The organism is Methylocella sp., from assembly GCF_041905455.1.
In the GTDB taxonomy this organism is placed as follows: Bacteria; Pseudomonadota; Alphaproteobacteria; order Rhizobiales; family Beijerinckiaceae; genus Methylocapsa.
The window spans coordinates 1-22,510 of record NZ_JAYRLA010000026.1 but is presented as its reverse complement, the minus strand read 5'-3'; the positions used below and the strand labels follow the sequence as shown (position 1 = coordinate 22,510).

Sequence of the window (22,510 nt, the reverse complement as noted above, 5' to 3'; positions counted from 1 at the left end):
GGAAATAACATAATGACGATGTTGAATAGGGGCCGGCCGTGAAGCCGTTCGATCCGTCCCAGCTCCCGGGGCCCGGCCTGATCGACGAAGAGCAATGGCGCCATGTCGACGCGCTCGCCGCCTCGCTCACGCCGCGCCAGGCGCTGTGGCTGAGCGGCTATTTCGCCGGCCTCGAGGCCGCGCGCGGCGGCGCGGCGGCCGAGGCGCCGGCGACTCCGGCCGCGGCGCAGGTTGCGTCCTCTTCGCGCGCGCTCACCATCCTGTTCGGCACCGAGACGGGCAACAGCGCGACGCTCGCGCGGATCGCCCTCGCCGAAGCGGAGGCGCTCGGCCTCAAGGCGAAGGTCGCCGACATGGCGAACTACAAGCTGCGCGAGCTCGCGCAGGAGCAGGATCTGCTGATCGTCGCCAGCACCTATGGCGAGGGCGACCCGCCGCAGCCGGCGACGGGGTTCTTCGAATTCGTCGAGGGGCGCAAGGCCCCGCGCCTCGAAGGGGTCCGCTTCGCGGTGCTGGCGCTCGGCGACTCGACCTATGAGAAATTCTGCGAGGCCGGCAAGCGGCTCGACAGGCGCCTCGACGAGCTCGGGGCGCAGCGCCTCAGGCCGCGCGTCGACTGCGACGTCGACTATGACGAGGCCGCCGCGCAATGGACGGCCGAGACGCTCGGCGAGCTCGCGACGCAGGGACGCGAAGCCGCCGCGAGCGCGCCCGTCCTCGCCGCCGCGGCGGCGCGCGGGGCGGCGCCGCACGGCGCCGTCCACGACAAGCGCAATCCTTTCGTCGCCACGCTGATCGACAATCTCGAGCTGACCGGACGCGGCTCCAGCAAGGAGACGCGCCATTACGAGATTTCGCTGGCGGGCTCCGGCCTCTCCTATGAGCCTGGCGACGCGCTCGGCGTCGTCCCGCGCAACGATCCGGCGCTCGTCCAGGCGCTGATCGGCGCGCTGAAGCTCGATCCGTCGGCGCGGCTTCCGCTCAAGGAGGGCGAGATCGGGCTTCGCGCGGCGCTCGAGACGAAGTTCGAGATCGGCGTCCTGACGCCGCGCTTCATCGAGCACTGGGCGCAGCTTTCGGACGCGCCGGAGCTGCGGGCGCTCGTCGGCGAGGAGGCCGCGCGCGCGCGCGCCGAGTTCTCCGGGGCGAACCATGTCGTCGACGTCGTGCGCGCCTTCCCCGTCGCGGGGCTCGCCGCCGCCGACTTCGCCGCCGGCCTGCGTCCGCTGCAGCCGCGCCTCTACTCGATCGCCTCGAGCCTTGCGGCGAATCCGGGCGAGGCGCATCTTACCGTCTCGACCGTCCGCTACGAGCTTCGCGGCGAGCCCCGCCAGGGCGTGGCTTCGAGCTTCCTCGCCGCGCTCGCTCCCGACGCGGAGCTGCCGGTCTACATCCAGTCCAACCCGCATTTCCGCCTGCCGGCGGACGACGCGCCGATCGTCATGATCGGCGCGGGCACCGGCGTCGCCCCGTTCCGCGCCTTCATGCAGGAGCGCGAGGAGCGCGGCGCGAAGGGCAGGTCGTGGCTGTTCTTCGGCGAGCGCAACTTTTCGTCCGACTTCCTCTACCAGCTCGAATGGCAGCGCCTGCTCAAGGACAAGATCCTGAGCCGCATGGAGGTCGCCTTCTCGCGCGACCGCTGGGGCAAGACCTATGTCCAGCACAGGATGCGGGAGAATGGGGCGGAGCTCTACGCCTGGCTCGAGGAGGGCGCCCATGTCTATGTCTGCGGCGACGCCAGCAAGCTCGCGCCCGACGTCGACGCGGCGTTGATGGAGGTCGTCGCCGAGCACGGCGGGCGCGGCGCGGAGGCCGCCGCGGCCTACGTCCGCGAGCTCGCCGCCGCCCATCGCTATCAGCGCGACGTTTATTGAGAGGAGACGGCGCCATGACCAAGGATTGGACCAGGGACTGGCCCCAGCCCGACCGCAGCCGCGACATCTCGCAGCCGCTCGAGAACCTCTCGCCCGATGAGAGCATGAAGGTCCGCTCGAACCAGCTGCGCGGCACCATCAACGAGGGGCTGCTCGACGCCATCACCGGCATGGTGTCCGGCGACGACAATCCCAAGCTGATGAAGTTCCACGGAATCTACGGGCAGGACGACCGCGACCTGCGCGACGAGCGCCGCCGCCGGAAGCTCGAGCCAGCCTATTCCTTCCTGATCCGCCTGCGCCTGCCGGGCGGCGTCGTGACGCCGGCGCAATGGCTGAAGCTCGACGAGCTCGCGCGCCTCTACGGCTCGTCCTCGCTGCGGGCGACGACGCGGCAGACCTTCCAGTTCCACTGGGTGCTGAAGAACGACCTCAAGGCGACGATCCGCGGCCTGCACGAGATTCTCGTCGACACCATCGCCGCCTGCGGCGACGTGGTGCGCGGCGTCATGTGCTCGGTCAATCCCGCGCTGTCGAGCCTGCACGCCAAGGTCTACGACGACGCCCGGGCGGTGAGCGACCACGCCCTGCCGAACATGCGCGCCTATCACGAGATCTGGTGGGGTGAAGAGCGCGTGGCGACGTCGGAGCCCGAGGAGCCGTTCCTGGGCAAGCAATATCTGCCGCGCAAGTTCAAGATCGGCCTCGTCGTCCCGCCCCATAACGACATCGACGTCTACACCCAGGACCTCGGCTTCATCGCCATCGTCGAGAACGGCGAACTCGTCGGCTACGACGTCACGGTCGGCGGCGGCATGGGGCGGACCGACTCCGCGCCCGAAACCTATCCGCGCCTCGGCGACGTGCTGGGCTTCGTCCCGCGCGAGAAAATTCTGGCGGCGACCGACGCCGTCGTCGGCGTGCAGCGCGACTACGGCGACCGCAAGGCCCGCGCCCACGCGCGTTTCAAGTACACCGTCGACGACCTCGGGCTCGATTTCGTGCGCGCGGAAGTCGAGCGAAGGCTGGGCTTCCCGCTCGAGGCGCCGAGGCCGTTCGAGTTCGTCTCGAACGGCGACGCCTACGGCTGGACGAAGGACGAGGCCGGACGCTGGCACTATACGCTGTTCGTCGAGAACGGACGCATCGTCAACCGCGAGTCCCTGAAGCTCCTCGACGGCCTGCGCGCGGTCGCGGAGATCCATGAAGGGACGTTCCGCCTGACGCCCAACCAGAACGTCACGATCGCCGACGTGCCGGCGAAGCGAAAGGCGAAGATCGAGGCCGTCCTCAAGGCGCATGGCCTCCTCGACCGCAACGCGCAGAGCATGCTGCGCCTCAACTCCATGGCCTGCGTGGCGCTTCCGACCTGCGGCCTCGCCATGGCCGAGAGCGAGCGCTACCTGCCGACGCTGGTCGACAAGATCGAGAAGATCCTCGCCGACAACAGCCTCGAGGCGGAGCCGATCACCATCCGCATGACCGGCTGCCCGAACGGCTGCGCGCGCCCCTACGTCGCCGAGATCGCCATGACCGGACGCGCGCCGGGCAAGTACAACCTCTATCTCGGCGGCGGCTTCCACGGCCAGCGGCTGAACCGGATGTATCTCGAGAACGTCGGCGAGGAGGCGATCCTCGACGCGCTCGGCGAGATCGCGGCCCGATACGCGCGCGAGCGCGGGCCGGGCGAACGCTTCGGCGACTTCACGATCCGCGCCGGCTACGTCCGCGAGGTGCTCTCGGGGCGCGACTTCAACCTCTGACGCGGACGCCCGTCGACGGGCGTTTGGAACTTCGCCCGGTCCGGCCGCGTTCGGAAGCAGGCGCCGCGTTTGGCGCGCTTGGACGGCGGCGGCGGAGGATATGGCGATGCAGCGGAGCGCCGCGGCCGGGACCGGCGCTTTTTGGACGGAGCGGCGGACGGGCGCGGCGACATGAGCGTGCGCCCGCTGGGCGGCGGTTTCCGGCCGTCGGCGGGTTTTCTCGACGGCGGCGGCGAAATGGGCGCGCTGATGCGCGCCCATGACTGGGGCGCGACCTCGCTCGGCTCTCCCGACGGCTGGGCGCAGCCGCTGAAGACGCTGGTCGGCGTGATGCTCGCGGCCGGCCAGCCGATGTTCGTCGCCTTCGGCCCCGAGCGCCTGCTGCTCTATAACGACGATTACGGGCCGATGCTCGCCGACCGGCATCCGCGCGCCCTTGGCCGGCCCTTCCTCGACGTCTGGCCCGACGCGAGGCCGCTGTTCGAGCGCGTCTTCGCCGGCGAGCCGGTGCATATGCGCGACATCAGGCTTTTCCTCGACCGCCCCGGCCGGCCGAAGGAGGCGCATTTCGCCTTCTCCTACACGCCCGTGCGCGACGAGGACGGCGAGGTCGTCGGCCTGTTCTGCCCCTGCCTAGAAACCACCGAGCAGGTCGCCGCCGCGCGCGAGCAGATGCGTGAGGCCGAGCGCCAGCGCCTGCTGCTGCAGCAGATGCCGGGCTTCGTCGCCGTGCTGTCCGGCCCGACGCATGTCTATGACTATGTCAACGACGCCTATCTCGAGATCTCCGGGCGCTCGGACTTTGTCGGCCGCACCGTGCGCGAGATGTTCCCGGAGATCGCCGGTCAGGGCTTCTATGAGCTGCTCGACCATGTCTACGCGAGCGGCGAACCGTTCATCGCCCGCGCGATGCCGATCCGCCTCGACCGCGCCGAGGGCGAGCGCTTCCTCGACTTCATCTACCAGCCGATCAGGAACGGCGCCGGCGCCGTGGCGGGAATCTTCGTCGGCGGCTACGACGTGACCGAGCGCTGCGTCGCCGAGCGTCGCCTCGCCGCGAGCGAGGCCCGCTATCGGCAGATCGTCGAGGGGGCGGAGGATTTCGCGATCCTGACGCTCGACGAAGGCGGCGCGATCACGAGCTGGAACAGCGGCGCCGAGCGCGTCGCCGGCTTCTCCGCCGCGGAGGCGCTCGGCCGCTCCTTCTCGATCCTGTTCACCGACGAGCATCGCGCCGAGGCCGCCGTGCGTCGCAGCGAGGAGCGCCTGCGCGAGCTCAACGAAACCCTCGAGCAACGCGTCGCCGAGGCGCTCGCCGAGCGCAAGCTGATGGCCGACATCGTCGAGACGACGGACGCCTGCATCGAGGCGATCGACGCGCACTACGACATCCTCGCGATAAACCGGGCGGGCGCCGAGGCCTATGACCGCCGCTACGGCGTGCGCCCGAAGGTCGGCGACAATCTTCTGAAGCTGCTGGCCGACGCCCCGGACCTCGAAAAGACGAAGGCGCGCTGGGCGCGCGCGCTCGCCGGCGAGGATTACGCCGTGACCGAGGAGACCGGCGATCCGTCGCGCGAGCGGCGCTCCTACGATTTGCGCTTCGAGACGCTCGTCGGCGCGCGCGGGGAGCGCGTCGGAGCCTTCCTGACCAGCGTCGACGCCACGGAGCGCCTGCGCGCGAAAGCCGAGCTCGAGGCGACGCAGGAAGCGCTGCGCCAGAGCCAGAAGATGGAGGCGGTTGGCCAGCTCACCGGCGGCATCGCGCATGACTTCAACAACATGCTCGCCGCCGTCATCGGCGCGCTCGACCTGCTCGGCCGGCGGGTGGGCCACGACGACGCGCGGTCGAGGCGCTACATCGAGACGGCGGCCGAGGGCGCGCGCCGCGCCGCCAACCTGACGCGGCGCCTGCTCGCCTTCGCGCGCCAGCAGCCGTTGCGGCCGGAGCCGACGGACCTCGACAGGCTCATCGCCGGCATGTCGGACCTGCTGCGCCATTCCCTCGGCGCGCAGGGGCTCCTCGAAATTACGGCGGCCGAAGGGCTGTGGCGCGTGCGCGTCGATCCCAACCAGCTCGAGAACCTGCTCATCAATCTCGCCGTCAACGCGCGCGACGCCATGCCCGAGGGCGGCCGGCTCACCATCGAGACGAGGAACGTCGAGCTCGACGCCGCCTGTGCGGCGACGCGGCACGGCGTCGTCCCGGGACCCTACGTCCTGATCTGCGTGAGCGACACCGGCTGCGGCATGACGCCGGAGGTCGTCGCCAGGGCGTTCGAGCCCTTCTTCACCACGAAGAAGGTCGGCGAGGGGACCGGCCTCGGGCTCAGCCAGGCCTATGGCTTCATCAGGCAGTCCGGCGGCCATATGACGATCCGTTCCGAGCCCGGACGCGGCGCGACGGTGGAGGTCTTCCTGCCGCGCCTTGGCGACGCGCAGGAGAGGAGGCCGCCGGAGCTTGCGCGCGCCGGCGCCTCGGCCGTCGCCTGTGGGGAGACGGTGCTCGTCGTCGAGGACGAGCCGGCCGTGCGCCGTTTCAGCGTCGAGGCGCTGGGCGAGCTCGGCTACCGCCCGCTCGAGGCGGACGGCGCCGCCGCCGCCCTGCGCCTGCTCGACGAGAATCCGCAGGTCGCGCTGATGTTCACCGACGTCGTCATGCCGGAGATGAACGGCGCCCGCCTCGCCGAGGAGGCGCGCCGGCGCCGGCCGGAGCTGAAGGTTCTGTTCACCACCGGCTACACGCGCAACGCCGTGGTCCGCGACGGCGCGCTCGACGCCGGCGTCGAGCTGCTCGGCAAGCCCTTCACCGTCGAGGAGCTGGCGGCGAAGCTGCGCGACGTGCTCGACGCGCCGGGCGCCGGCTAGCGCCGCCGCCGCAGCGGGCTTGGCTTCAAACGACGAAGATGCGAGAAGACGACGACTAAGGCCGCAAGAGCCGCGGCAGGCTCCGAAACGGGGGAAGGCGTGGCCTTCATCGACGTCTTCGCCATCCTCGTCCTTGTCGTGGCCGTCGCCTCCGCGCTCGCCGTCTTCGTCATCCTCGGCGCGGCTCCGGGCCATGTCGCGCGCCGGCGCGGACACCCTTACGCGCATGCCGTCGACGTCGCCGGCTGGGTGACGCTGCTCTGCGGCTTCGTGTTCTGGCCGCTCGCCTTCGTCTGGGCCTATGTCGACGTTCCGTCGCGGCCCGCCGGCGGGCGGGAGGGCGCGCCTTGATCGTCTTCCTGCTCAACAGCTACATCGCGATCCTCGTGGCGCTGATGTGGCTGAAGATCGTTCCGAACAGCCTGTTCTGGAAGCTTTCGCCGCTCCTCGTCCTCGCGCTCCTCCTCGTCGGGCTGTTCATTCCGATGGGATGGGGGGCGCCCGCGGGAGCCGCGATCGTCGTGAGGCAGTCGGTCGCGATCACGCCGGACGTCGCCGGCGAAGTCATCGACGTGCCGGTTCGGCCCAACGCGCCGCTGAAGGCCGGCGACGTGCTGTTCCGCATCGATCCGACGCCCTACGCCGCGCAGCTCCATGCGCTCGAGGCGCAGCTCGCGCTGGCCGAGACGCGCCTCGGGCAGATGATCGAACTGGCGCGAAAGCAGGCCTCGCCCGAATTCAACGTCGAGCAGCGGCAAAGCGAGGTCGATCAGCTCAAGGCGCAGGTCGAGGGCGCGCGCTGGAGCCTCGACAAGACGAGCGTGCGCGCGCCGGCGGACGGCTACGTCACCAATGTCGCGTTGCGCAAGGGCGCGCGGGTGTCGAATCTTTCCCTTTCGCCGGCGATGGCCTTCATCGACACGTCGGAGACCCTGGCGGTCGTCGAGCTGCAGCAGATCTACGCGCGCTATGTCGAGCCGGGCCAGAAGGTCGAGCTGACCTTCAAATATCTGCCGGGCGAGATCGTCACGGGGAAGGTCGAGGCCGTGCTGCAGGCCATCGCCTCGGGCCAGGCGGCGCCTTCGGGCGCGGCCGTCGCGCCCAGGGCGCTGGAGGCCGAGCCCTTCGTCGCGCGGGTCAAGCTCGACGATCCCGCTATCGCGGCGCGTCTGCCCGCCGGCGGCGTCGGAACGGCGGCGATCTACACCGACCATGTCAAGGTCAGCCACGTCATCCGGCAGGTGGTGCTGCGGCAGGAGGCGATCCTGAACTATGTCGCGCCGTTCTAGGATTCAATCGGGAGAGACGTTATGCGAATCGGAAGGCTCCTGCGTTCGGCGGCGCTCGCCGCCTTAAGCCTCGTGGGCGCGGACGCGGCCCTCGCCCAGCAGCCCGCGCCGCCGGCGGGCAAGCCGAACATCCTCGTCATCTTCGGCGACGACATCGGCGTCACCAACGTCAGCGCCTATGGCGACGGGATCGTCGGCTACCGCACGCCGAACATCGACCGCATCGCCGCCGAGGGGATGAGGTTCACCGATTATTACGCCGAGAACAGCTGCACGGCTGGACGATCGACGTTCATCACGGGTCAGGTCTGCAAGCGCACAGGCCTGTGTAAGGTCGGGGTGCCCGGCGCGGCAGTCGGCCTGCAGGCCCGCGACGTCACCATCGCCCAAGCGCTCAAGCCCCTCGGCTACGCCACCGCCCAGTTCGGCAAGAACCATCTCGGCGACCGCGACGAATATCTGCCGACCAACCACGGCTTCGACGAATTCTTCGGCAATCTCTATCATCTCAACGCCGAGGAGGAGCCCGAGCGGCCCTACTGGCCGAAGGACGATCCCGCCTTCGTCAAGGCGGGTTCGCCGCGCGGCGTGCTCAGGACCTCCGCCGACGGCAAGATCGAGGACACCGGGCCGCTCGACAAGAAGCGAATGGAGACGATCGACGACGAGACGACGGCCGCGGCGATCGATTTCATGCAGCGCCAGGTCAAGGCGGGCAAGCCGTTCTTCACCTGGATGAACACGACGCGCATGCACATCTTCACCCATGTGCGGGAGTCGATGCGCGGGCAGAGCGGCATGCCCGGCAATGAATACGCCGACGGCATGATCGAGCACGACGGCGACGTCGGCAAGCTCCTGAAGGCGCTCGACGACCTCGGCGTCGCGAAGGACACCATCGTCGTCTACGCGACCGACAACGGCCCCAACCAGTTCTCCTGGCCCGACGCCGCGACGACGCCGTTCCGCTCGGAGAAGGACACCAACTGGGAAGGGGCGTTCCGCGTGCCGGCGCTGATCCGCTGGCCAGGCCACATCAAGCCGAATCAGGTCTCGAACGAGATGATTTCGGGCCTCGACTGGTTCCCGACCCTGCTCGCCGCCGCCGGCGACCCGAACGTCAAGGACGAGCTTCTCAAAGGAAAGCAGATCGGCGGCGCGAGTTTCAAGGTCCATCTCGACGGCTACAATCAGCTTCCGTTCCTGACCGGCCAGCAACCCAGGAGCGCCCGCAGCCAGTTCGTCTATTTCGACGACGACGGCGACCTCGTCGCCTATCGCTTCGACAACTGGAAGGTGGTCTATTGCGAGCAGAAAAAGCCGGGCGGCTTCGTGGTCTGGGCCGAGCCGCTCACCTGCTATCGCGTGCCGAAGCTTTTCAACTTGCGCATGGACCCCTTCGAGCGTGCCGACGTGGTCTCCGACCAGTATTATGACTGGCTGGTCAAGAACGACTATCTGCTGTTCAAGGCCTCGATGGAGGCGGGCGCCTTCCTGCAGACCTTTCTCGACTATCCCCCGAGCCAGGAACCGGCTAGCTTCACCATCGACCAGATTTCGCGGGACGTGGAGGCGCAGATCAAGGCCAGGGCCGCGAAGGAGGGCGCCCCGCGCTGAGCGGGGCGTCGCGGCGGGGGCTGCGGCGCATGGAAGGGGGACGTCATGACGTGGGGAAAGAAATTCAGCTGCGCGGCGGCGGCGCTCGCGGCGCTGGCCGCGGCCGCGCCGGCGGGAGCCGCCGAATACGGCATGGGCAATTATCTGCTCGGCTACCAGATTCCGCTCTCCGGCTTCACGCCGCCGCCGGGCGTCTATTTCCAGAACACCTTCTATCTCTATGACGGAAGCGCGGGGAAGAACGTCAGGCTGCCGTTCGGCAACCAGGCGGCGCTGGGCGTCAGGGAGCAGTTCGTGATGAACATCACGCAGATCTCCTGGGTCACCGACTTGAAGGCGCTCGGCGGCTCCATCGGCTTCGCTGCGGTGGTTCCATTCGGCTCGGACCGCAACACCATCGAGGCGAGCTTCGTCGGCCCGCGCGGGGTCCCGCGCGACCTCGACGTGACGCGGCAGGCGACCGCGATCGGCGACACCGGCTACGCCGCCTTCATCGGCTGGGAGAACGGCGACCATCACTGGAACCTGACGCTCTCGGGCTTCGCTCCGACCGGCCAGTACGACGCCGACGCGCTCGCCTTCACAAGCCTCAACCGGCCGGCTGTCGACCTCAAGGCGGCCTACACCTATCTCAGCATGACGACCGGGATCGAGGCCTCGGCGGGGGTCGGCATGACCTTCAACGCAATCAATTCGGCGACGGGCTACCAGAGCGGCGAGGAGCTGCATGTCGAGGCGGCGCTGAACCAGCACCTGCCGTTCGGCCTCGCCGTCGGCGTCGGCGGCTATTTCTATCAGCAGGTCACCGCCGACAACGGCGGCGAGCTGAACCTCGGCCCATTCAAGGGCCGCGTCGCCGCCGTCGGGCCGCTGCTCTCGTGGACGATCAAGGCCGGCGAGCAGCAGGTTATTCTGAGCGGGCGCTGGTTCCACGAGTTCGCGACGCAGAACCGCGTGCGCGGCGACTCGATCTTCGCCTCCATGGCGTTCGCGATGTAGCGCCGCGGCCGCCGTCAGCGCGGCGGCTGCGCCGAAAATCACTTCCGGGGGAGGACGCGCGTCGCCGGCGTCATGGTCGGCGCGGCGCCGGAGGTCTATGGCTGGACCGGCGGGCTCGTCCCGCTCGACGTCTATTTCGCCATGGCGCGCCGCGGCGCGACGAAGCGCGAGGAGACGCTTTCGAGGAATGGACGACGCCGGCGTGACGCTGCGGCGAGCGGATGTTGCAGGGATCGACTTGAAGATGTCGTCGAGATCGTCGGGTGCGGTGGTGACCGCGCCGTTGCGCCGGATCACCGGATAGCCGGACGCAGGACGCGGCCTCCACGCCGCCGCGCGCGTTCGACGGGCCCCGCCCCGGTCGGACGCTCGAGTTCGACGATCTGCGACATCGGCTTCAAATCCCGTATGTTGGGAGCGAGGCGACGGCCGCACGGCGTGAAGGCGCGACGAAGCGTCCGCCGGCCGCAAAGCCCAGGCGATCCGTCGGGACGCCCCGCCCGAGGACGTTTCGCTCAGGTCGCGGCAGGTCTCCTGGCTCGCGGGTCGGCGCCGTCGTCCGGCCTTCCCGAAGCCCGGCGGCTTCAGTGGCGCTAAATGGACGAAAGCTCGCCGCTCACAGTTGCGGAGGCGGCCCCGGCTTCGCCTGAAGGCTCGCCGGATTCCCTCTTAAGCTCTCGCTTCACGCGAAGCGAAAGACCGCGATGTCCATATATGGCGTTGACCGGGCGGCCGCCGTCGATATGGCATATGCAAACGCCTGTGGATGTTCTTCCGACGTTGTCCGCCAAGCCGCACGGCCCGCAAGCATGGTCCCGCCTTCGTGAAGCCGCGGGACGACGCGCGCCTTCCTTCCGCCCAACTGCGGCTCAAGAACGGGTTTGCGTCAACGGAGCCGTTCGACACGGCTGCTTTGATGCAGGCGGCGACGGCGAGGCGGGAGCGATGGGGCGGGGCAGGGGGAAAGGCTTCGCGTCGCGCGCGTTCGGAGCGCTCCTCGCGCTCGCGCCGGGCGGCGCGCTCGCCCATCCCCATGTCTGGATCACGGGCCGCGAAGCGGTCGTCTTCAACCAGGCGGGCGAGATCGAGGCCATTCGCCACGCCTGGGTGTTCGACGAGATGTATTCCGCGTTCGTCATCGAGGGCGCGAACAAGCCGAAAGGCGCGCGGCTGACGAAGGTCGATCTCGCGCCCCTCGCCAAGAACAACGTCGACGACCTCGCCGAATTCGACTATTTCACCCACGCCAAGCTCAAGGGCGTCAGGCTCGAGTTCGGCGAGCCGCGCGACTACGCGCTGGAGGAGATCGCGGGCAAGCGCATCGAGCTCACTTTCGAGATGCCGCTGAAGGCGCCCGTCTCGGCGAAGCTGTTCTCGTTCCAGATCTATGATCCGACCTATTACGTCGCCTTCGAGCTCGATCCCGACGCGCCGGTCGCGCTCGTCGGCGCGCCGAAAGGCTGCTCGACCAACCTCAACGCGGCGAAGCCCCTCGCCAGGGCGGACGCGCAGAAGCTGAACGAATCCTTCTTCACCAATCTCTCGCCAGGCGTCGATTTCGGCGTCAAGCTCGCGGCGTCCGTCGTGGTCGCCTGCCCTTGAGACGCGCGCTCGTCCTCGCCGCCCTGATCGCGCTCGCGGCGTCCGCCGCGATGGCGGACGGCGCACGCCATCCCTTCGCCGTAGGGGTGAACGAGGGCGCGGCGAGCGCGACGGGCTTCGCCGGCTGGCTGCTGGCGCAGGAGAGCGGCTTCTACCGCCTGCTCTCGGGCGCCGTGCGCGCCGCGCGCTCCGGCGCGGGCGGGGCGTGGCTCGTCTGGCTCAGCTTCGCCTATGGCGTCTTCCATGCGGCCGGGCCCGGCCATGGCAAGGCGGTGATCGCCGCCTACATGCTCGCCGACGAGAAGCGGCTGAGGCGCGGCCTCTGCGTCAGCGCGGCGGCCGCGGCGCTGCAGGGGCTCGTCGCGATCGCGCTCGTCGGCGGCGCCTTTCTCATCATCGGCGCGAGCGCGCGTTCGCTCACGGACGCCGCGCGCGTCATCGAGATCGCAAGCTACGCCGGCCTCGCCGCGCTCGGGGCGGCGTTGAGCTTCTCCAAGCTGCGCGCGCTCGCCGCGCTTTGGCGGCTCGACGCCGCAAGCGCCGCCTTCGGCTCGCTGAGGCCGGCGGGCGCGTCGCCGGCGGGCTTCGGCGCGCGCGCCTTTCCGGCCGGCCATATCCATGACGACGCTTGCGGCCATCTGATCGGCGCGCGCTTCGCGGCGCAGGAGCCCGCGTCCGCGGACGCCTTCTCCTTGCGGCGCGCGGCGCTCGCCGTCGCCGCGGCCGGCGCCCGGCCCTGCTCCGGCGCCATCCTCGTGCTGGTGTTCGCCGCCTCGCAGGAGGCGTTTCAGGTCGGCGTCCTCGCCGTGGCGGCGATGTCGGCCGGCGTCTTCGTCACGACGGGCGCGCTCGCCTCGTCCGCCGTCTTCGCCAAGGGCCTCGCGACGCGTTTCTTAAGCGCGCGCGGCGTCGGCGCCTCGCTCGTCGGCGCGGCCTGCGAGGCGGCCGCCGCGCTCATCGTGCTCTTCTTCGGCCTCGCGCTGCTCGCCGCCGCGCTTTCCGGGACGAGCTTCGGCGCCTGAGCTCAGATCGAGAAGTCGTCGCTGGCGTCGGCGACGCGGTCGATGAAGCCGCGCCGCGCCAGCTCCTTGACGATCAACGCCGCTTCCTGCTCGGCGCTGAGGCCGCCGCGCCCGACGACGAGCTCGGGCGTCTGCGGAGCCTCGTAGCGTTGGTCGACGCCGGTGAAATTCCTGATCTCGCCGGCGAGCGCCTTCCTGTAGAGGCCCTTGGGATCGCGCGCGACGCAGTCCTCGAGGGACGCGTCGACGAAAATCTCGAGGAACTCGCCCGGTTCGAGCAATTCGCGCACGAAGCGCCGCTCGGAGGCGAACGGCGAGATGAAGCAGCACAGCACGATGAGGCCGGCTTCGGTCATCAGCTTGGCCACCTCGCCGACGCGCCGGATGTTCTCCACGCGGTCGGCCTCGGTGAAGCCGAGGTCCTTGTTGAGCCCGTGGCGGACGTTGTCGCCGTCGAGCAGGATGGTGCGCACGCCATGGGCGTAGAGCCGCGACTCGACGAGGTTGGCGATGGTCGACTTGCCCGAGCCGGAGAGTCCTGTGAACCACAGCACGGCGGGGCGCTGGCCGTTGAGCCGCGCGCGGTCGATCTTGCCGACCGAAAGGCCCTGCGCATGGATGTTGGTCGCGCGCCGCAGCCCGAACGAGACGAGCCCGGCCGCCGCCGTCGCGTTGGTCTCGCGGTCGATCAGGATGAAGGCGCCGGTTCCCTTGACCTCCCTGTAGGGATCGAGCGCGATCGGCGCCGTCGTCGCGAGATTGGCGATCCCGACCTCGTTGAGGCCGAGCGTGGTCGCCTCGATCTCCTGCAGCGTGTTGACGTCGAGGCGGCGCTTCAGCGCCGTGACCGTGGCCGGAACGGTCTTCGTCCCGCATTTGAGGAGATAGGAGCGGCCCGGCGCGAGCGGCGCCTCGCTCATCCAGATGAGATAGGCGGCGAACTGGTCCGTGACTTCGGGCCGCGCGTCGGGATGGGCGAGGACGTCGCCGCGCGCGGCGTCGACCTCGTCCTCGAGCGTCAGCGTGACGGCCTCGCCCGCGCCGGCCTCCGCGAGGTCGCCGTCGGCGGTGACGATGCGCGCGATCTTCGAGGTCCGGCCTGACGCGGCGACGACGACCGCGTCGCCGCGCCGCGCGCGTCCGCTCGCGATCGTGCCGCAGAAGCCGCGGAAGTCGAGATGCGGCCGGTTGACCCATTGCACGGGGAAGCGGAACGGCTCGCCGCTGTGGTCCTCCTCGACGTCCACATCCTCGAGGAACGGCAGCAGCGCCGGCCCGGCGTGCCAGGGCGTCTTCGCGCTCTTCCGCGAGATGTTGTCGCCGAAGCGCGCCGACATCGGAATGGGGGTGACGCTGGAGAAGCCGAGCGGGGCGGAAAAGCCCGCGAAATCCCTGACGATGGCGCGGAAGATCTCCTCGTCGTAGCCGACGAGGTCGATCTTGTTGACGGCGAGCACGACATGGCGGACGCCGAGCAGCGAGACGATCGCCGCGTGGCGGCGTGTCTGCGTGAGCAGCCCCTTGCGCGCGTCGACCAGCAGCACGGCGAGGCTCGCGCCCGAGGCGGCGGTCGCCATGTTGCGGGTGTACTGCTCGTGGCCGGGCGTGTCGGCGATGACGAAGGCGCGGCGCGGCGTCGAGAAATAGCGGTAGGCGACGTCGATGGTGATGCCCTGCTCGCGCTCGGCCTCGAGCCCGTCGACGAGCAGGGCGAAGTCGATGTCCTCGCCGGTGGTGCCATGGCGCTTCGAGTCGCGCTCGAGCGCGGCGAGCTGGTCGTCGAAGATCGCCTTCTGCTCGTAGAGGAGCCGGCCGATCAGCGTCGACTTGCCGTCGTCGACGGAGCCGCAGGTGATGAAGCGAAGCGTCGACGGAGCGAGCGCCTGCGCGTCGGCGTCGGGCTCGAGCTGTTGGACGGCGGCCTGCTGCGGCATCAGAAATAGCCCTCGCGCTTCTTCTTCTCCATGGAGCCCGACTCGTCGTGGTCGATCAGGCGCCCCTCGCGCTCGGACATGGTCGAGGCGCGCATTTCGGCGATGATCTCGGGCAGGGTCGCGGCGCTCGAGCGCATCGCTCCGGTGAGCGGATAGCAGCCGAGCGTGCGGAAACGGACCATCTCCATGCGCGGCGCCTCGCCGGGCAGCAGGGGCAGGCGGTCGTCGTCGACCATGATGAGGCTTCCGCCGCGCTCGACGACCGGGCGCTCCCTGGCGAAGTAGAGCGGAACGACGGGGACGTCCTCGGCGGCGATGTAGTCCCACACGTCCGCTTCGGTCCAGTTCGACAGCGGGAACACGCGCATCGATTCGCCCGGCCGGATGCGGGTGTTGTAGAGGCTCCACAGCTCCGGGCGCTGGTTGCGCGGATCCCAGGCGTGGGCGGCCGAGCGGTGCGAGAACACGCGCTCCTTCGCGCGGCTCTTCTCCTCGTCGCGCCGCGCCCCGCCGAAGGCGGCGTCGAAGCCGAACTTGTCGAGCGCCTGGCGCAGCCCCTCCGTCTTCATCACCTGCGTATGCACCGAGGAGCCCGAGGCGATCGGCGACACGCCGCGCCGCACGCCGTCCTCGTTGACATGGACGATGAGCTCCATGCCGACGCGCGCCGCCATTTCGTCGCGGAAAGCGATCATCTCGCGGAATTTCCACGTCGTGTCGACGTGGAGCAGCGGAAAAGGAGGCTTCGCGGGATAAAAAGCCTTCTGCGCGACATGCAGCATCGCGCCGGAATCCTTGCCGATGGAATAGAGCATCACCGGCCGCTCGAACTCGGCGACCACCTCGCGCATGATGTGGATCGCCTCGGCTTCGAGGCGGCGCAGGTGTGGGGAGGCCGCTAGTTTCACGTCTATTACCTGTAATATACGAGGTTTTACCGTCAAGCGCCTGTCAATATATGCAGGCGCTCGGCTTTGCAAATTCTTCGGGCGTTTTTTCATTTCACGATGACTCCAGCACCGGACTTCGCTGGACTACGCCGCAGCAAGATACGTCAGGTTTATCAATGACTTATTCGAGTCCAACATATGCCGGTGCTTTCCGAAGCCTGGCCTAACTTCCCGGCTGGTAGCCCCTATGAGACTCTTGGGAATCGGGTCTTTCCGAGGAGTTATCATGGCAAAGATCAAGCTCACCAAGTCCGCAGTCGATGCGGCACAACCCCAAGCGCAGGCCGTCGAACTCAGGGATACCCTGGTGCCCAGCTTCTTATGCAAGATTACACCAGCGGGCCGCAAGGTGTTCATGCTCCAGTATAGTCACTCAAAACGACTCGGAGTATGGACGCAGATCCAGTTCCTGCGTCCAGGCGGAGCGGTGCTGCTTGTGCAGCGACCAGTAGGTGTCGGCGATGGCCTCGATGCTCAGGAAGCCGTCTTCCTTGGCGTTCTTGAGCGCATCCGGGAAGCGCTGCTTGAGGATTTCACCGTCTATGCCGCCGTCGATGATGACGTGCGCCACATGCACGCCCTGCGGGCCATACTCGCGAGCCATCGCCTGGCTGAGCATGCGCAGACCCGCCTTGGCGGCGGCGAAGTGGACGAAAGCCGGCCGGCCCCGCAGGCTGGCCGATGCGCCTGTAAAGATGATCGTGCCGTGGCCCAGCTTCGCCAGCTCGGCAGCGGCTCGCTGACCGACCAAGAAGCCGCCCAGGCAACCGACACGCCAGAAGTCCTCGAACTGCCTGGCGGTCAACTCCTGGAATGGGATCTTCTGATTGCTGCCGGCGTTGTAGACGACAAGCTCGGGGGCCTCCACGTCCAAGCCTGGCGTGTAGAGCTTCTGAAACAGCTCGGCGACTTGCGCCTCATCGGTCACATCGACGGCAAAGCCATCGGCACTGCCTCCGGCCTGGATGATGGCCTGGGTCAGGGCATCGAGCTTGTCTTGCGACCGGCCCACGACATGGACGTGATACCCCTCGGCCGCAAACCTGCGCGCCGACGCCGCGCCAAGGCCCTTTTGGACACCGACGCCAAACACTACTGCTGATGGCTTTGCCATGATTTCCTCCTGAATACTCAGAGTTGGAACTTGTGCTGGTCGATGCCCAGGCTCTCCAGGCGTTCCCTGACGGACGCGGGCAGCGTGTTGAACCATTCATGCTCTTTGCCCGGCCCTGGCAGGACACGGCCGTACTCCACCATGTCGGTCGGCTCCAGCATGCAGAGGTTGATCCAGACGTTCTCGGCGGGGACGCCGGAAATGCGGCTCACGTCAGGTCAGCAATGTAGTGGCGCTTTGAATTCATGCATGCTGTAACGCTCCGCCAGAGTTGCGCTGGATCGCCTGCGGAGGTTGCCCGAATGCGCGCAGAAAGGCCTGCCGCATGCGCTCGCGATCCCCAAAGCCCGACTCGCGCGCGATGACCTCAATGGGGTGGCGCGTCGTTTCCATCATCAGCCTTGCGGCTTCCACGCGCAGCCGTTCGATGGCCTTGGCAGGCGATTGACCCGTCTCCGCGCGGAACACCCGGCTGAACTGCCGGGGACTCAAGTTCGCCACCTCGGCCAAGGACTCAACTGACAGGTCACTGCTCAGATTCTCCTTGGCATGCGCAAGCGCCATCTGCACCCGGTCGGACTTGGCATCCAATTCAAGCAACGCAGAGAACTGCGACTGCCCGCCACCACGACGCTGGTACACCACCAGCTTGCGCGCCACCTCGCGAGCTATTTCCAAACCAAGGTCTTTTTCCAGGATCGCCAGAGCCAGGTCAACGCCCGCCGTCATGCCGGCCGAAGTCCAGATCTGTCCGTCAACCACGAAGATCCGGTCTTCATCAAGCTGCACCTCGGGGTACTGCTTTCTGAACGATTGGGCATGAAACCAGTGTGTGGTCGCGCGCTTGCCGTCCAGAAGTCCTGCAGCGGCGAGAACAAAAGCACCAGTGCAGACCGCCGCGACGCGCCGGCTCTGGCTCGGCGAGTTACGGATGTAGTCCAACAGGCTGGCCGCCGGAAGCGTGCAGTTGTTGTCACCCGCAACGATGAGGGTGTCGTACGTCGAATCTCGGAGCCGGTCGGTGTTTACGGAAAAGGTCTGCGACGTCATGACGGGGCCGCCCCCCTCCGACACCAAACGGAAGTCGTACACCTTCTCGCCACTTAGAAGGTTCGCATATTCGAAAACACTCGCGACAGCGAGGTTCATCGACTGGAAATTTGGGTAAACGACGAGGCCGATGGTGTGCATGTCTTGCTCTCACAACTATGTCTTAATAGATTGAATATAGCACAAACAGGACACTCCGACTAGAGCAGGCTTCATGGAGAGAATGACTCCCTTCACCATCCATTCTTACTCGGTCATTCCACGCAACGAGCCATTACGTCGATTGATCACCCAGCGCAGCCGCGCGACCTAAAACATTGCATATATGTCATTGAGGATATTCGGGTGTCGCATCAAAATTGCGTCCATCCCCGGCATCCTGTCGGGTGAACTTTACGAAAGTGAGAGAACGACATGAGCACATCCTCCAAAGGAACAGCACTGATCACCGGCGCATCGGCAGGCATCGGCGCGATCTACGCGGATCGCCTGGCCAAGCGCGGCTATGACCTGATCCTGGTCGCCCGCAACGAAAGCCGCCTGAACGAGCTGGCAACCCGCCTCCAGAACGACACCGGCCGCTCGGTCAAGACCGTCGTGGCCGACCTGGCTGACAAGCAAGACCTGCGCAAGGTGGAAAAGCTGCTGCGCGAAGACGCCAGCATCACCATGCTGGTCAACAACGCCGGCGTCGGCTCGGTCGCCTCCATCCTCAAGGCTGACGTCGATGAGATGGAGCAGATGATCGACCTGAACATCACCGCCCTGACGCGCCTGACCTACGCCATCACGCCCGTGTTCGTGGAGAAGAAGGCCGGCGCCATCATCAACATCAGCTCGGTCGTCGGCATTGCCGCCGAACTGCTCAACGGCGTCTACAACGCCTCCAAGGCCTATGTGCTGGCCTTCGGCCACAAGCTGCAAAAGGAGCTGGCTGACACCGGCGTGCGTGTGCAGACCGTGCTGCCGGCCGCCACGAGCACCGAGTTCTGGGATGTGGCCGGCTACGCCGCGCAGAAAGACAACGCCAGCACCATGTCTGCGATCGACCTGGTGGACGCCGCGCTGGTCGGCCTGGATCAGGGCGAACTGGTGACGATCCCCACCCTGCAGGACGGTGCCGACTGGGACAACTGGGAAGCGGCCCGCCGCGCCCTGACCCCCAAGTTCGCCAACGCCAAGCCCGCACCCCGCTACGGCATCAAGTCCTAACCCAAAATTTCAAAGGCAGCCACTACCACCGCCCACGACGAAAGCGCAGCCCACGGGCTGCGCTTTCGCTTTTGAGGGCGTCTTGTGGCAGGTCAGGGCTATGATGACGATGCGACCTTGCCCGCTGCGACGCTCCTATGCTTTCCACCGCGAAGCGCCTATGCGGCACCTAGCTCGAAAAGCGGCAACCGCACACAGCGGCCGGAATCTGGCCTAACCTGTTGCCCCACAAGACCTTTCACGCCGCTGCGTGGTGTCACAAAGAACTTGACAGCGGACATTTTTCAGGAAGCTGAAGGCGCGGCGGATCCGAAGCGCAGGTTCGGCGCGGCGAGCGGCTTCAACTGCAGCGGCAGGCCGGCGCGCAGCTCGACCACGGCGTCGCAGGCCTGCGCCAGCGCCTGGTTCAGCCGCCCCTGCGCGTCGCGGAAGGCGCGCGCCAGCGCGTTCGCCGGCACGATCCCGCAGCCCGTCTCGTTGGAGACGAAGACGGCGGGACCTGCGAGCCGCGCGATCGCGTCCATGAGCCGCGTCGTCTCGAAGGCGAGGTCGGCCTCGCGCAGCATGAGGTTGCTGAGCCACAGCGTCGCGCAGTCTACGAGAACGATCGCCCCGGGCGCGGCCTCGCGCGCCAGAGCGTCGGCGAGGGCGAGCGGCTCCTCGACCACTCGCCAGCCGGGGCCGCGCTCGGCGGCGTGGCGGGCGATGCGCGCGGCCATCTCGACGTCATGCGCCTGCGCTGTTGCGATCAGCGTCGGAGCCAGCCCCGACGTCTCGACGAGCCGCTGGGCGTAGAGGCTCTTGCCGGAGCGCGCGCCGCCGAACGCGAACAGGCTGCGGACCGGGATCGGCGCCGCGCTCATCGGCTCCAGCTCCGCCGCCCGATCTCAGGTGCGCCAGGGATGCTCGGGCAGCTCGCTTACGCCGAGCACGGCGACGCCGGCGGCGGCCACCGCATGGTCGTTCTCGACCGAGCTGCCGGAGACGCCGATCGCGCCGACGAGCACGCCTTCCTCGTCGACGATCGGCAGGCCGCCGGGAAAGGTTATCAGCCCTTCGTTCGAATGCTCGATGCCGTATAGCGAGCCGCCGGGCTGCGAGAGCGCGCCGATCGCGCCGGTCGGCATGCCGAAGAAGACGGCGGTCTTCGCCTTCTTGATCGAGATGTCGATCGAGCCGACCCAGGCGTCGTCCATGCGGTAGAAGGCCTTGAGATTGGCGCCGGAATCGACGACGGCGACGCACATCTGCGTCTTCAGCTCGACGGCCTTCTTGCGCGCGGCTTCGATGGCGGCTTCGGCGTGGGCGATGGTGACGTGCATGGCGTGGCTTTCCTCCTGCCTTCGCGCGCTTTTTTTCGCGCCGTTTCCGCAATAGCCTACATCTCAGGGCCGCGCCAGAGCGGCGCGAGAAAGCGCGGCGAGGAGCGCGGCATGGGCGAATGGAGCTTGGTCCTGCAGGTCGCGCGGACGATCCTCGCCGCTGCGGCGATCGCAGGGGCCTACGCCGGCGCGCAGGCGGCGCCGGGCCGCCTTACTCTGCTCGCCTTCGCCGACTACGTCGATCCCGGCGTCCTTGAGGCGTTTTCGGCGCAGAGCGGATTCGATGTCGTCTACGAGACATACCCCGCGCAGGAGACGCTCGACGCGCGGCTTGCGAAGGGCGGCTATGACGTGCTGGTCGCCCCGGCGGACGCGCTCGCGCGGCTCGTCGCGGAGGGGCTGCTGCGACCGCTCGACTTCGCCCAGATTCCCAACGCCGCCGGCCTCGATCCGCTGCTCGTCTCGCGCCTTTCCGCCTTCGATCCGGGGCCGCGCCACGCCGTCCCGTATCTGTGGTTTGCGACCGGCCTCGCTTTCGACGCGGGCAAGGCCGCAGCGGTCGGTGAGCCGCCGTCGTGGGAGGCGGCGCTGCGCGCCGACCGGCTCGCGGCCTTCGCCGACTGCGGGGCGCAGGGGCTCGAAAGCGCCCCGGAGATGTTCTCGATCGCCTTGCGCTGGCTGCGCCTCGATCCCGCCTCGACGCGCCCGCTTGACCTGCGCCGCGCGGCGGACGTCCTCGCGCCGCTGCGGCGCGTCGCCGCCCGCTCCGGCGCGCTCGACGCCGAGGACGCGCTGGCCTCCGGCGAGATCTGCCTCGCGGTGACGACGAGTCTTGCCGCGACGCGGGCGGCGCGGCGCGCGAAGGAGGCCGAGAACGGCGTCGAGCTGCGCTTCGCGATTCCCAAGGAAGGCGCGCCGATGACCATCGACGTCCTCGCGATTCCGGCGCGCGCGCCCTCGCCGCAGGCGGCGCTGGCGTTCGTCAATTTCCTGCTGCGGCCGCAGATCGCGGCGCGCAACGCCAACCTGACCCGTCTCGCCAACGCCGTGCCGGCGTCGAAGCCGTTCGTCGCGCCCGAGCTCCTGGGCGATCCGGCGATCTTTCCGTCGCCCGAGACGATGGCGACGCTCTACGCCGCGCCGCCGCCGGACGCCGGCGCGCGCGAGGCGCTGGCGCGCGAATGGGCGCGAACGGCGGGGGAAGGGGGCGTTTCAGGAAATTTTCGGCCGCGCCGTTGACAGGCGCCAACCCATCGCCATATATGGCTGCGCGATCGGGCCGGCGCTGCTCCTAATGGGTGGCGTGGCTGATTGCGCGTTTCCGTGTCTTCAGGGCGAAGATTCGCCGGCTTAGGCGCCGGACAGGATTTTTCGTCCCTTGGCGCGGGAGTCGTGGATTTGGGTTGGTCGGCGATTCATGGAAATCGCAGGTTGACTTGGAAGCCGCGAAGGTGTTTGAAGCGCCCTCCGAAGCTGACTGTGAGCTTTTGGCGGATTAGAACGAGGGTTCCTGTGATCTCGGCGTCCGGTTTGCTTGACGTCTTGTTAAGGAACTCTTGGATCGAAATGGCCTCTATCGTTTAGGGGCCGGTTTTTTGAAGCGGTCTTGAATTTTGTTCTTGACTGGTTTCGGAAGCCCGAGTAGTGTGGCTTCACATTCGATACGCCTTGCGGCGAGATCGAATGTATGCTCTATCTGAGAATTCGCGGGTGTTTGCTCGTGGGTTTTCGGTGTTTTTTGACAATTGCATCTGGAAGAAAGAGAAGCGTGGGCGGCGGGGTCCTTGCGGGCGCTGTGGTCTGGTTTTGGGGTTTGGCTGGGTTTGGTCTTTGGCTTTCGGGCTTTGGGCTGGCTTGGGCGGGCTTCTTTGGCCGGGTTGCGGCGCTGTTGAGA

The 22,510-nt window shown here is 67.9% G+C and carries 19 protein-coding genes, 1 pseudogene and 1 riboswitch; of the genes and pseudogenes, 12 read left to right on the top strand and 8 right to left on the bottom strand.

All coding sequences use genetic code 11. The annotated features are described in order from the left end of the window. Window positions 1-38 precede the first annotated feature (38 nt). The 9 genes from ACE3OG_RS15570 (at window position 39) to ACE3OG_RS15530 (ending at window position 13,034) form a co-directional block, all read left to right on the top strand. A complete protein-coding gene (locus ACE3OG_RS15570; protein ID WP_374310283.1) occupies window positions 39-1,874 on the top strand; it encodes an assimilatory sulfite reductase (NADPH) flavoprotein subunit in 1,836 nt (611 codons plus the stop codon). A gap of 14 nt (window positions 1,875-1,888) precedes the next feature. After that, window positions 1,889-3,637: an assimilatory sulfite reductase (NADPH) hemoprotein subunit gene (gene cysI, locus ACE3OG_RS15565; RefSeq protein ID WP_374310281.1), complete on the top strand. Its 1,749-nt coding sequence runs from the start codon at window positions 1,889-1,891 to the stop codon at window positions 3,635-3,637. A gap of 171 nt (window positions 3,638-3,808) precedes the next feature. After that, a complete protein-coding gene (locus tag ACE3OG_RS15560; protein WP_374310279.1) occupies window positions 3,809-6,505 on the top strand; it encodes a PAS domain-containing protein in 2,697 nt (898 codons plus the stop codon). A 99-nt stretch (window positions 6,506-6,604) separates the two neighbouring features. Then, a complete protein-coding gene (locus tag ACE3OG_RS15555; RefSeq protein ID WP_374310277.1) occupies window positions 6,605-6,856 on the top strand; it encodes a DUF3302 domain-containing protein in 252 nt (83 codons plus the stop codon). Further along, window positions 6,853-7,794 carry an HlyD family secretion protein gene (locus tag ACE3OG_RS15550; RefSeq protein ID WP_374310275.1) on the top strand — a complete coding sequence of 314 codons (942 nt, stop codon included), beginning with the start codon at window positions 6,853-6,855 and terminating at the stop codon, window positions 7,792-7,794. The genes ACE3OG_RS15555 and ACE3OG_RS15550 overlap by 4 nt, the downstream gene beginning before the upstream one ends. 21 nt (window positions 7,795-7,815) lie before the next feature. Beyond that, on the top strand, window positions 7,816-9,411 hold the full coding sequence (locus ACE3OG_RS15545; RefSeq protein ID WP_374310273.1) for an arylsulfatase: 1,596 nt from the start codon (window positions 7,816-7,818) through the stop codon (window positions 9,409-9,411). 45 nt (window positions 9,412-9,456) lie between these two features. Continuing rightward, window positions 9,457-10,410, top strand: coding sequence for a transporter (locus tag ACE3OG_RS15540; RefSeq protein WP_374310271.1), 954 nt, complete (start codon window positions 9,457-9,459; stop codon window positions 10,408-10,410). Between the two features lie 506 nt (window positions 10,411-10,916). Further along, window positions 10,917-11,129, bottom strand: a riboswitch (cobalamin riboswitch). A gap of 226 nt (window positions 11,130-11,355) precedes the next feature. After that, window positions 11,356-12,012 carry a DUF1007 family protein gene (locus ACE3OG_RS15535; protein ID WP_374310268.1) on the top strand — a complete coding sequence of 219 codons (657 nt, stop codon included), beginning with the start codon at window positions 11,356-11,358 and terminating at the stop codon, window positions 12,010-12,012. Further along, window positions 12,009-13,034 carry a nickel/cobalt transporter gene (locus tag ACE3OG_RS15530; protein WP_374310266.1) on the top strand — a complete coding sequence of 342 codons (1,026 nt, stop codon included), beginning with the start codon at window positions 12,009-12,011 and terminating at the stop codon, window positions 13,032-13,034. The genes ACE3OG_RS15535 and ACE3OG_RS15530 overlap by 4 nt, the downstream gene beginning before the upstream one ends. 2 nt (window positions 13,035-13,036) lie before the next feature. Here the strand turns inward: ACE3OG_RS15530 and cysN are convergent, their stop codons facing one another. Next, the gene (cysN, locus tag ACE3OG_RS15525; protein ID WP_374310264.1) at window positions 13,037-14,968 is read right to left on the bottom strand and encodes a sulfate adenylyltransferase subunit CysN; all 1,932 of its coding nucleotides are present in this window, start codon (window positions 14,966-14,968) and stop codon (window positions 13,037-13,039) included. Further along, window positions 14,968-15,876, bottom strand: a complete 909-nt coding sequence (gene cysD, locus ACE3OG_RS15520; RefSeq protein ID WP_374310262.1) for a sulfate adenylyltransferase subunit CysD — start codon at window positions 15,874-15,876, stop codon at window positions 14,968-14,970. Before cysD ends, cysN begins: the two co-directional genes overlap by 1 nt. Before the next feature lie 268 nt (window positions 15,877-16,144). Between cysD and ACE3OG_RS15515 the strand changes: the two are divergent. Further along, window positions 16,145-16,285: pseudogene (locus ACE3OG_RS15515) on the top strand (integrase); the annotation flags it as partial. A 6-nt stretch (window positions 16,286-16,291) separates the two neighbouring features. Here ACE3OG_RS15515 and ACE3OG_RS15510 read toward each other — a convergent pair. Genes ACE3OG_RS15510 through ACE3OG_RS15500 form a run of 3 tightly spaced genes read right to left on the bottom strand, consistent with a single transcriptional unit; the run spans window position 16,292 to window position 18,223 of the window. Next, on the bottom strand, window positions 16,292-17,032 hold the full coding sequence (locus tag ACE3OG_RS15510) for an SDR family NAD(P)-dependent oxidoreductase (RefSeq protein WP_374310260.1): 741 nt from the start codon (window positions 17,030-17,032) through the stop codon (window positions 16,292-16,294). Window positions 17,033-17,049: 17 nt separating this feature from the next. Further along, window positions 17,050-17,244: a hypothetical protein gene (locus ACE3OG_RS15505; RefSeq protein ID WP_374310258.1), complete on the bottom strand. Its 195-nt coding sequence runs from the start codon at window positions 17,242-17,244 to the stop codon at window positions 17,050-17,052. A gap of 31 nt (window positions 17,245-17,275) precedes the next feature. After that, entirely contained in the window at window positions 17,276-18,223 is a 948-nt protein-coding gene (locus tag ACE3OG_RS15500; protein ID WP_374310256.1) for a GlxA family transcriptional regulator, read from the bottom strand. Between the two features lie 273 nt (window positions 18,224-18,496). Between ACE3OG_RS15500 and ACE3OG_RS15495 the strand changes: the two genes are divergently transcribed. Further along, window positions 18,497-19,294, top strand: a complete 798-nt coding sequence (locus ACE3OG_RS15495) for an SDR family NAD(P)-dependent oxidoreductase (protein WP_374310254.1) — start codon at window positions 18,497-18,499, stop codon at window positions 19,292-19,294. 284 nt (window positions 19,295-19,578) lie between these two features. Here ACE3OG_RS15495 and cobU read toward each other — a convergent pair whose 3' ends face one another. Next, complete coding sequence (gene cobU, locus ACE3OG_RS15490) at window positions 19,579-20,157, bottom strand: bifunctional adenosylcobinamide kinase/adenosylcobinamide-phosphate guanylyltransferase (RefSeq protein WP_374310252.1); 579 nt, start codon at window positions 20,155-20,157, stop codon at window positions 19,579-19,581. A gap of 24 nt (window positions 20,158-20,181) precedes the next feature. Continuing rightward, complete coding sequence (locus ACE3OG_RS15485) at window positions 20,182-20,616, bottom strand: heme-binding protein (RefSeq protein WP_374310250.1); 435 nt, start codon at window positions 20,614-20,616, stop codon at window positions 20,182-20,184. A gap of 111 nt (window positions 20,617-20,727) precedes the next feature. Between ACE3OG_RS15485 and ACE3OG_RS15480 the strand changes: the two genes are divergently transcribed. Next, a complete protein-coding gene (locus ACE3OG_RS15480; protein WP_374310248.1) occupies window positions 20,728-21,855 on the top strand; it encodes an extracellular solute-binding protein in 1,128 nt (375 codons plus the stop codon). A gap of 334 nt (window positions 21,856-22,189) precedes the next feature. Here ACE3OG_RS15480 and ACE3OG_RS15475 read toward each other — a convergent pair. Continuing rightward, window positions 22,190-22,510: hypothetical protein (locus ACE3OG_RS15475; protein ID WP_374310246.1), on the bottom strand; the 321-nt coding region annotated here is incomplete at its 5' end.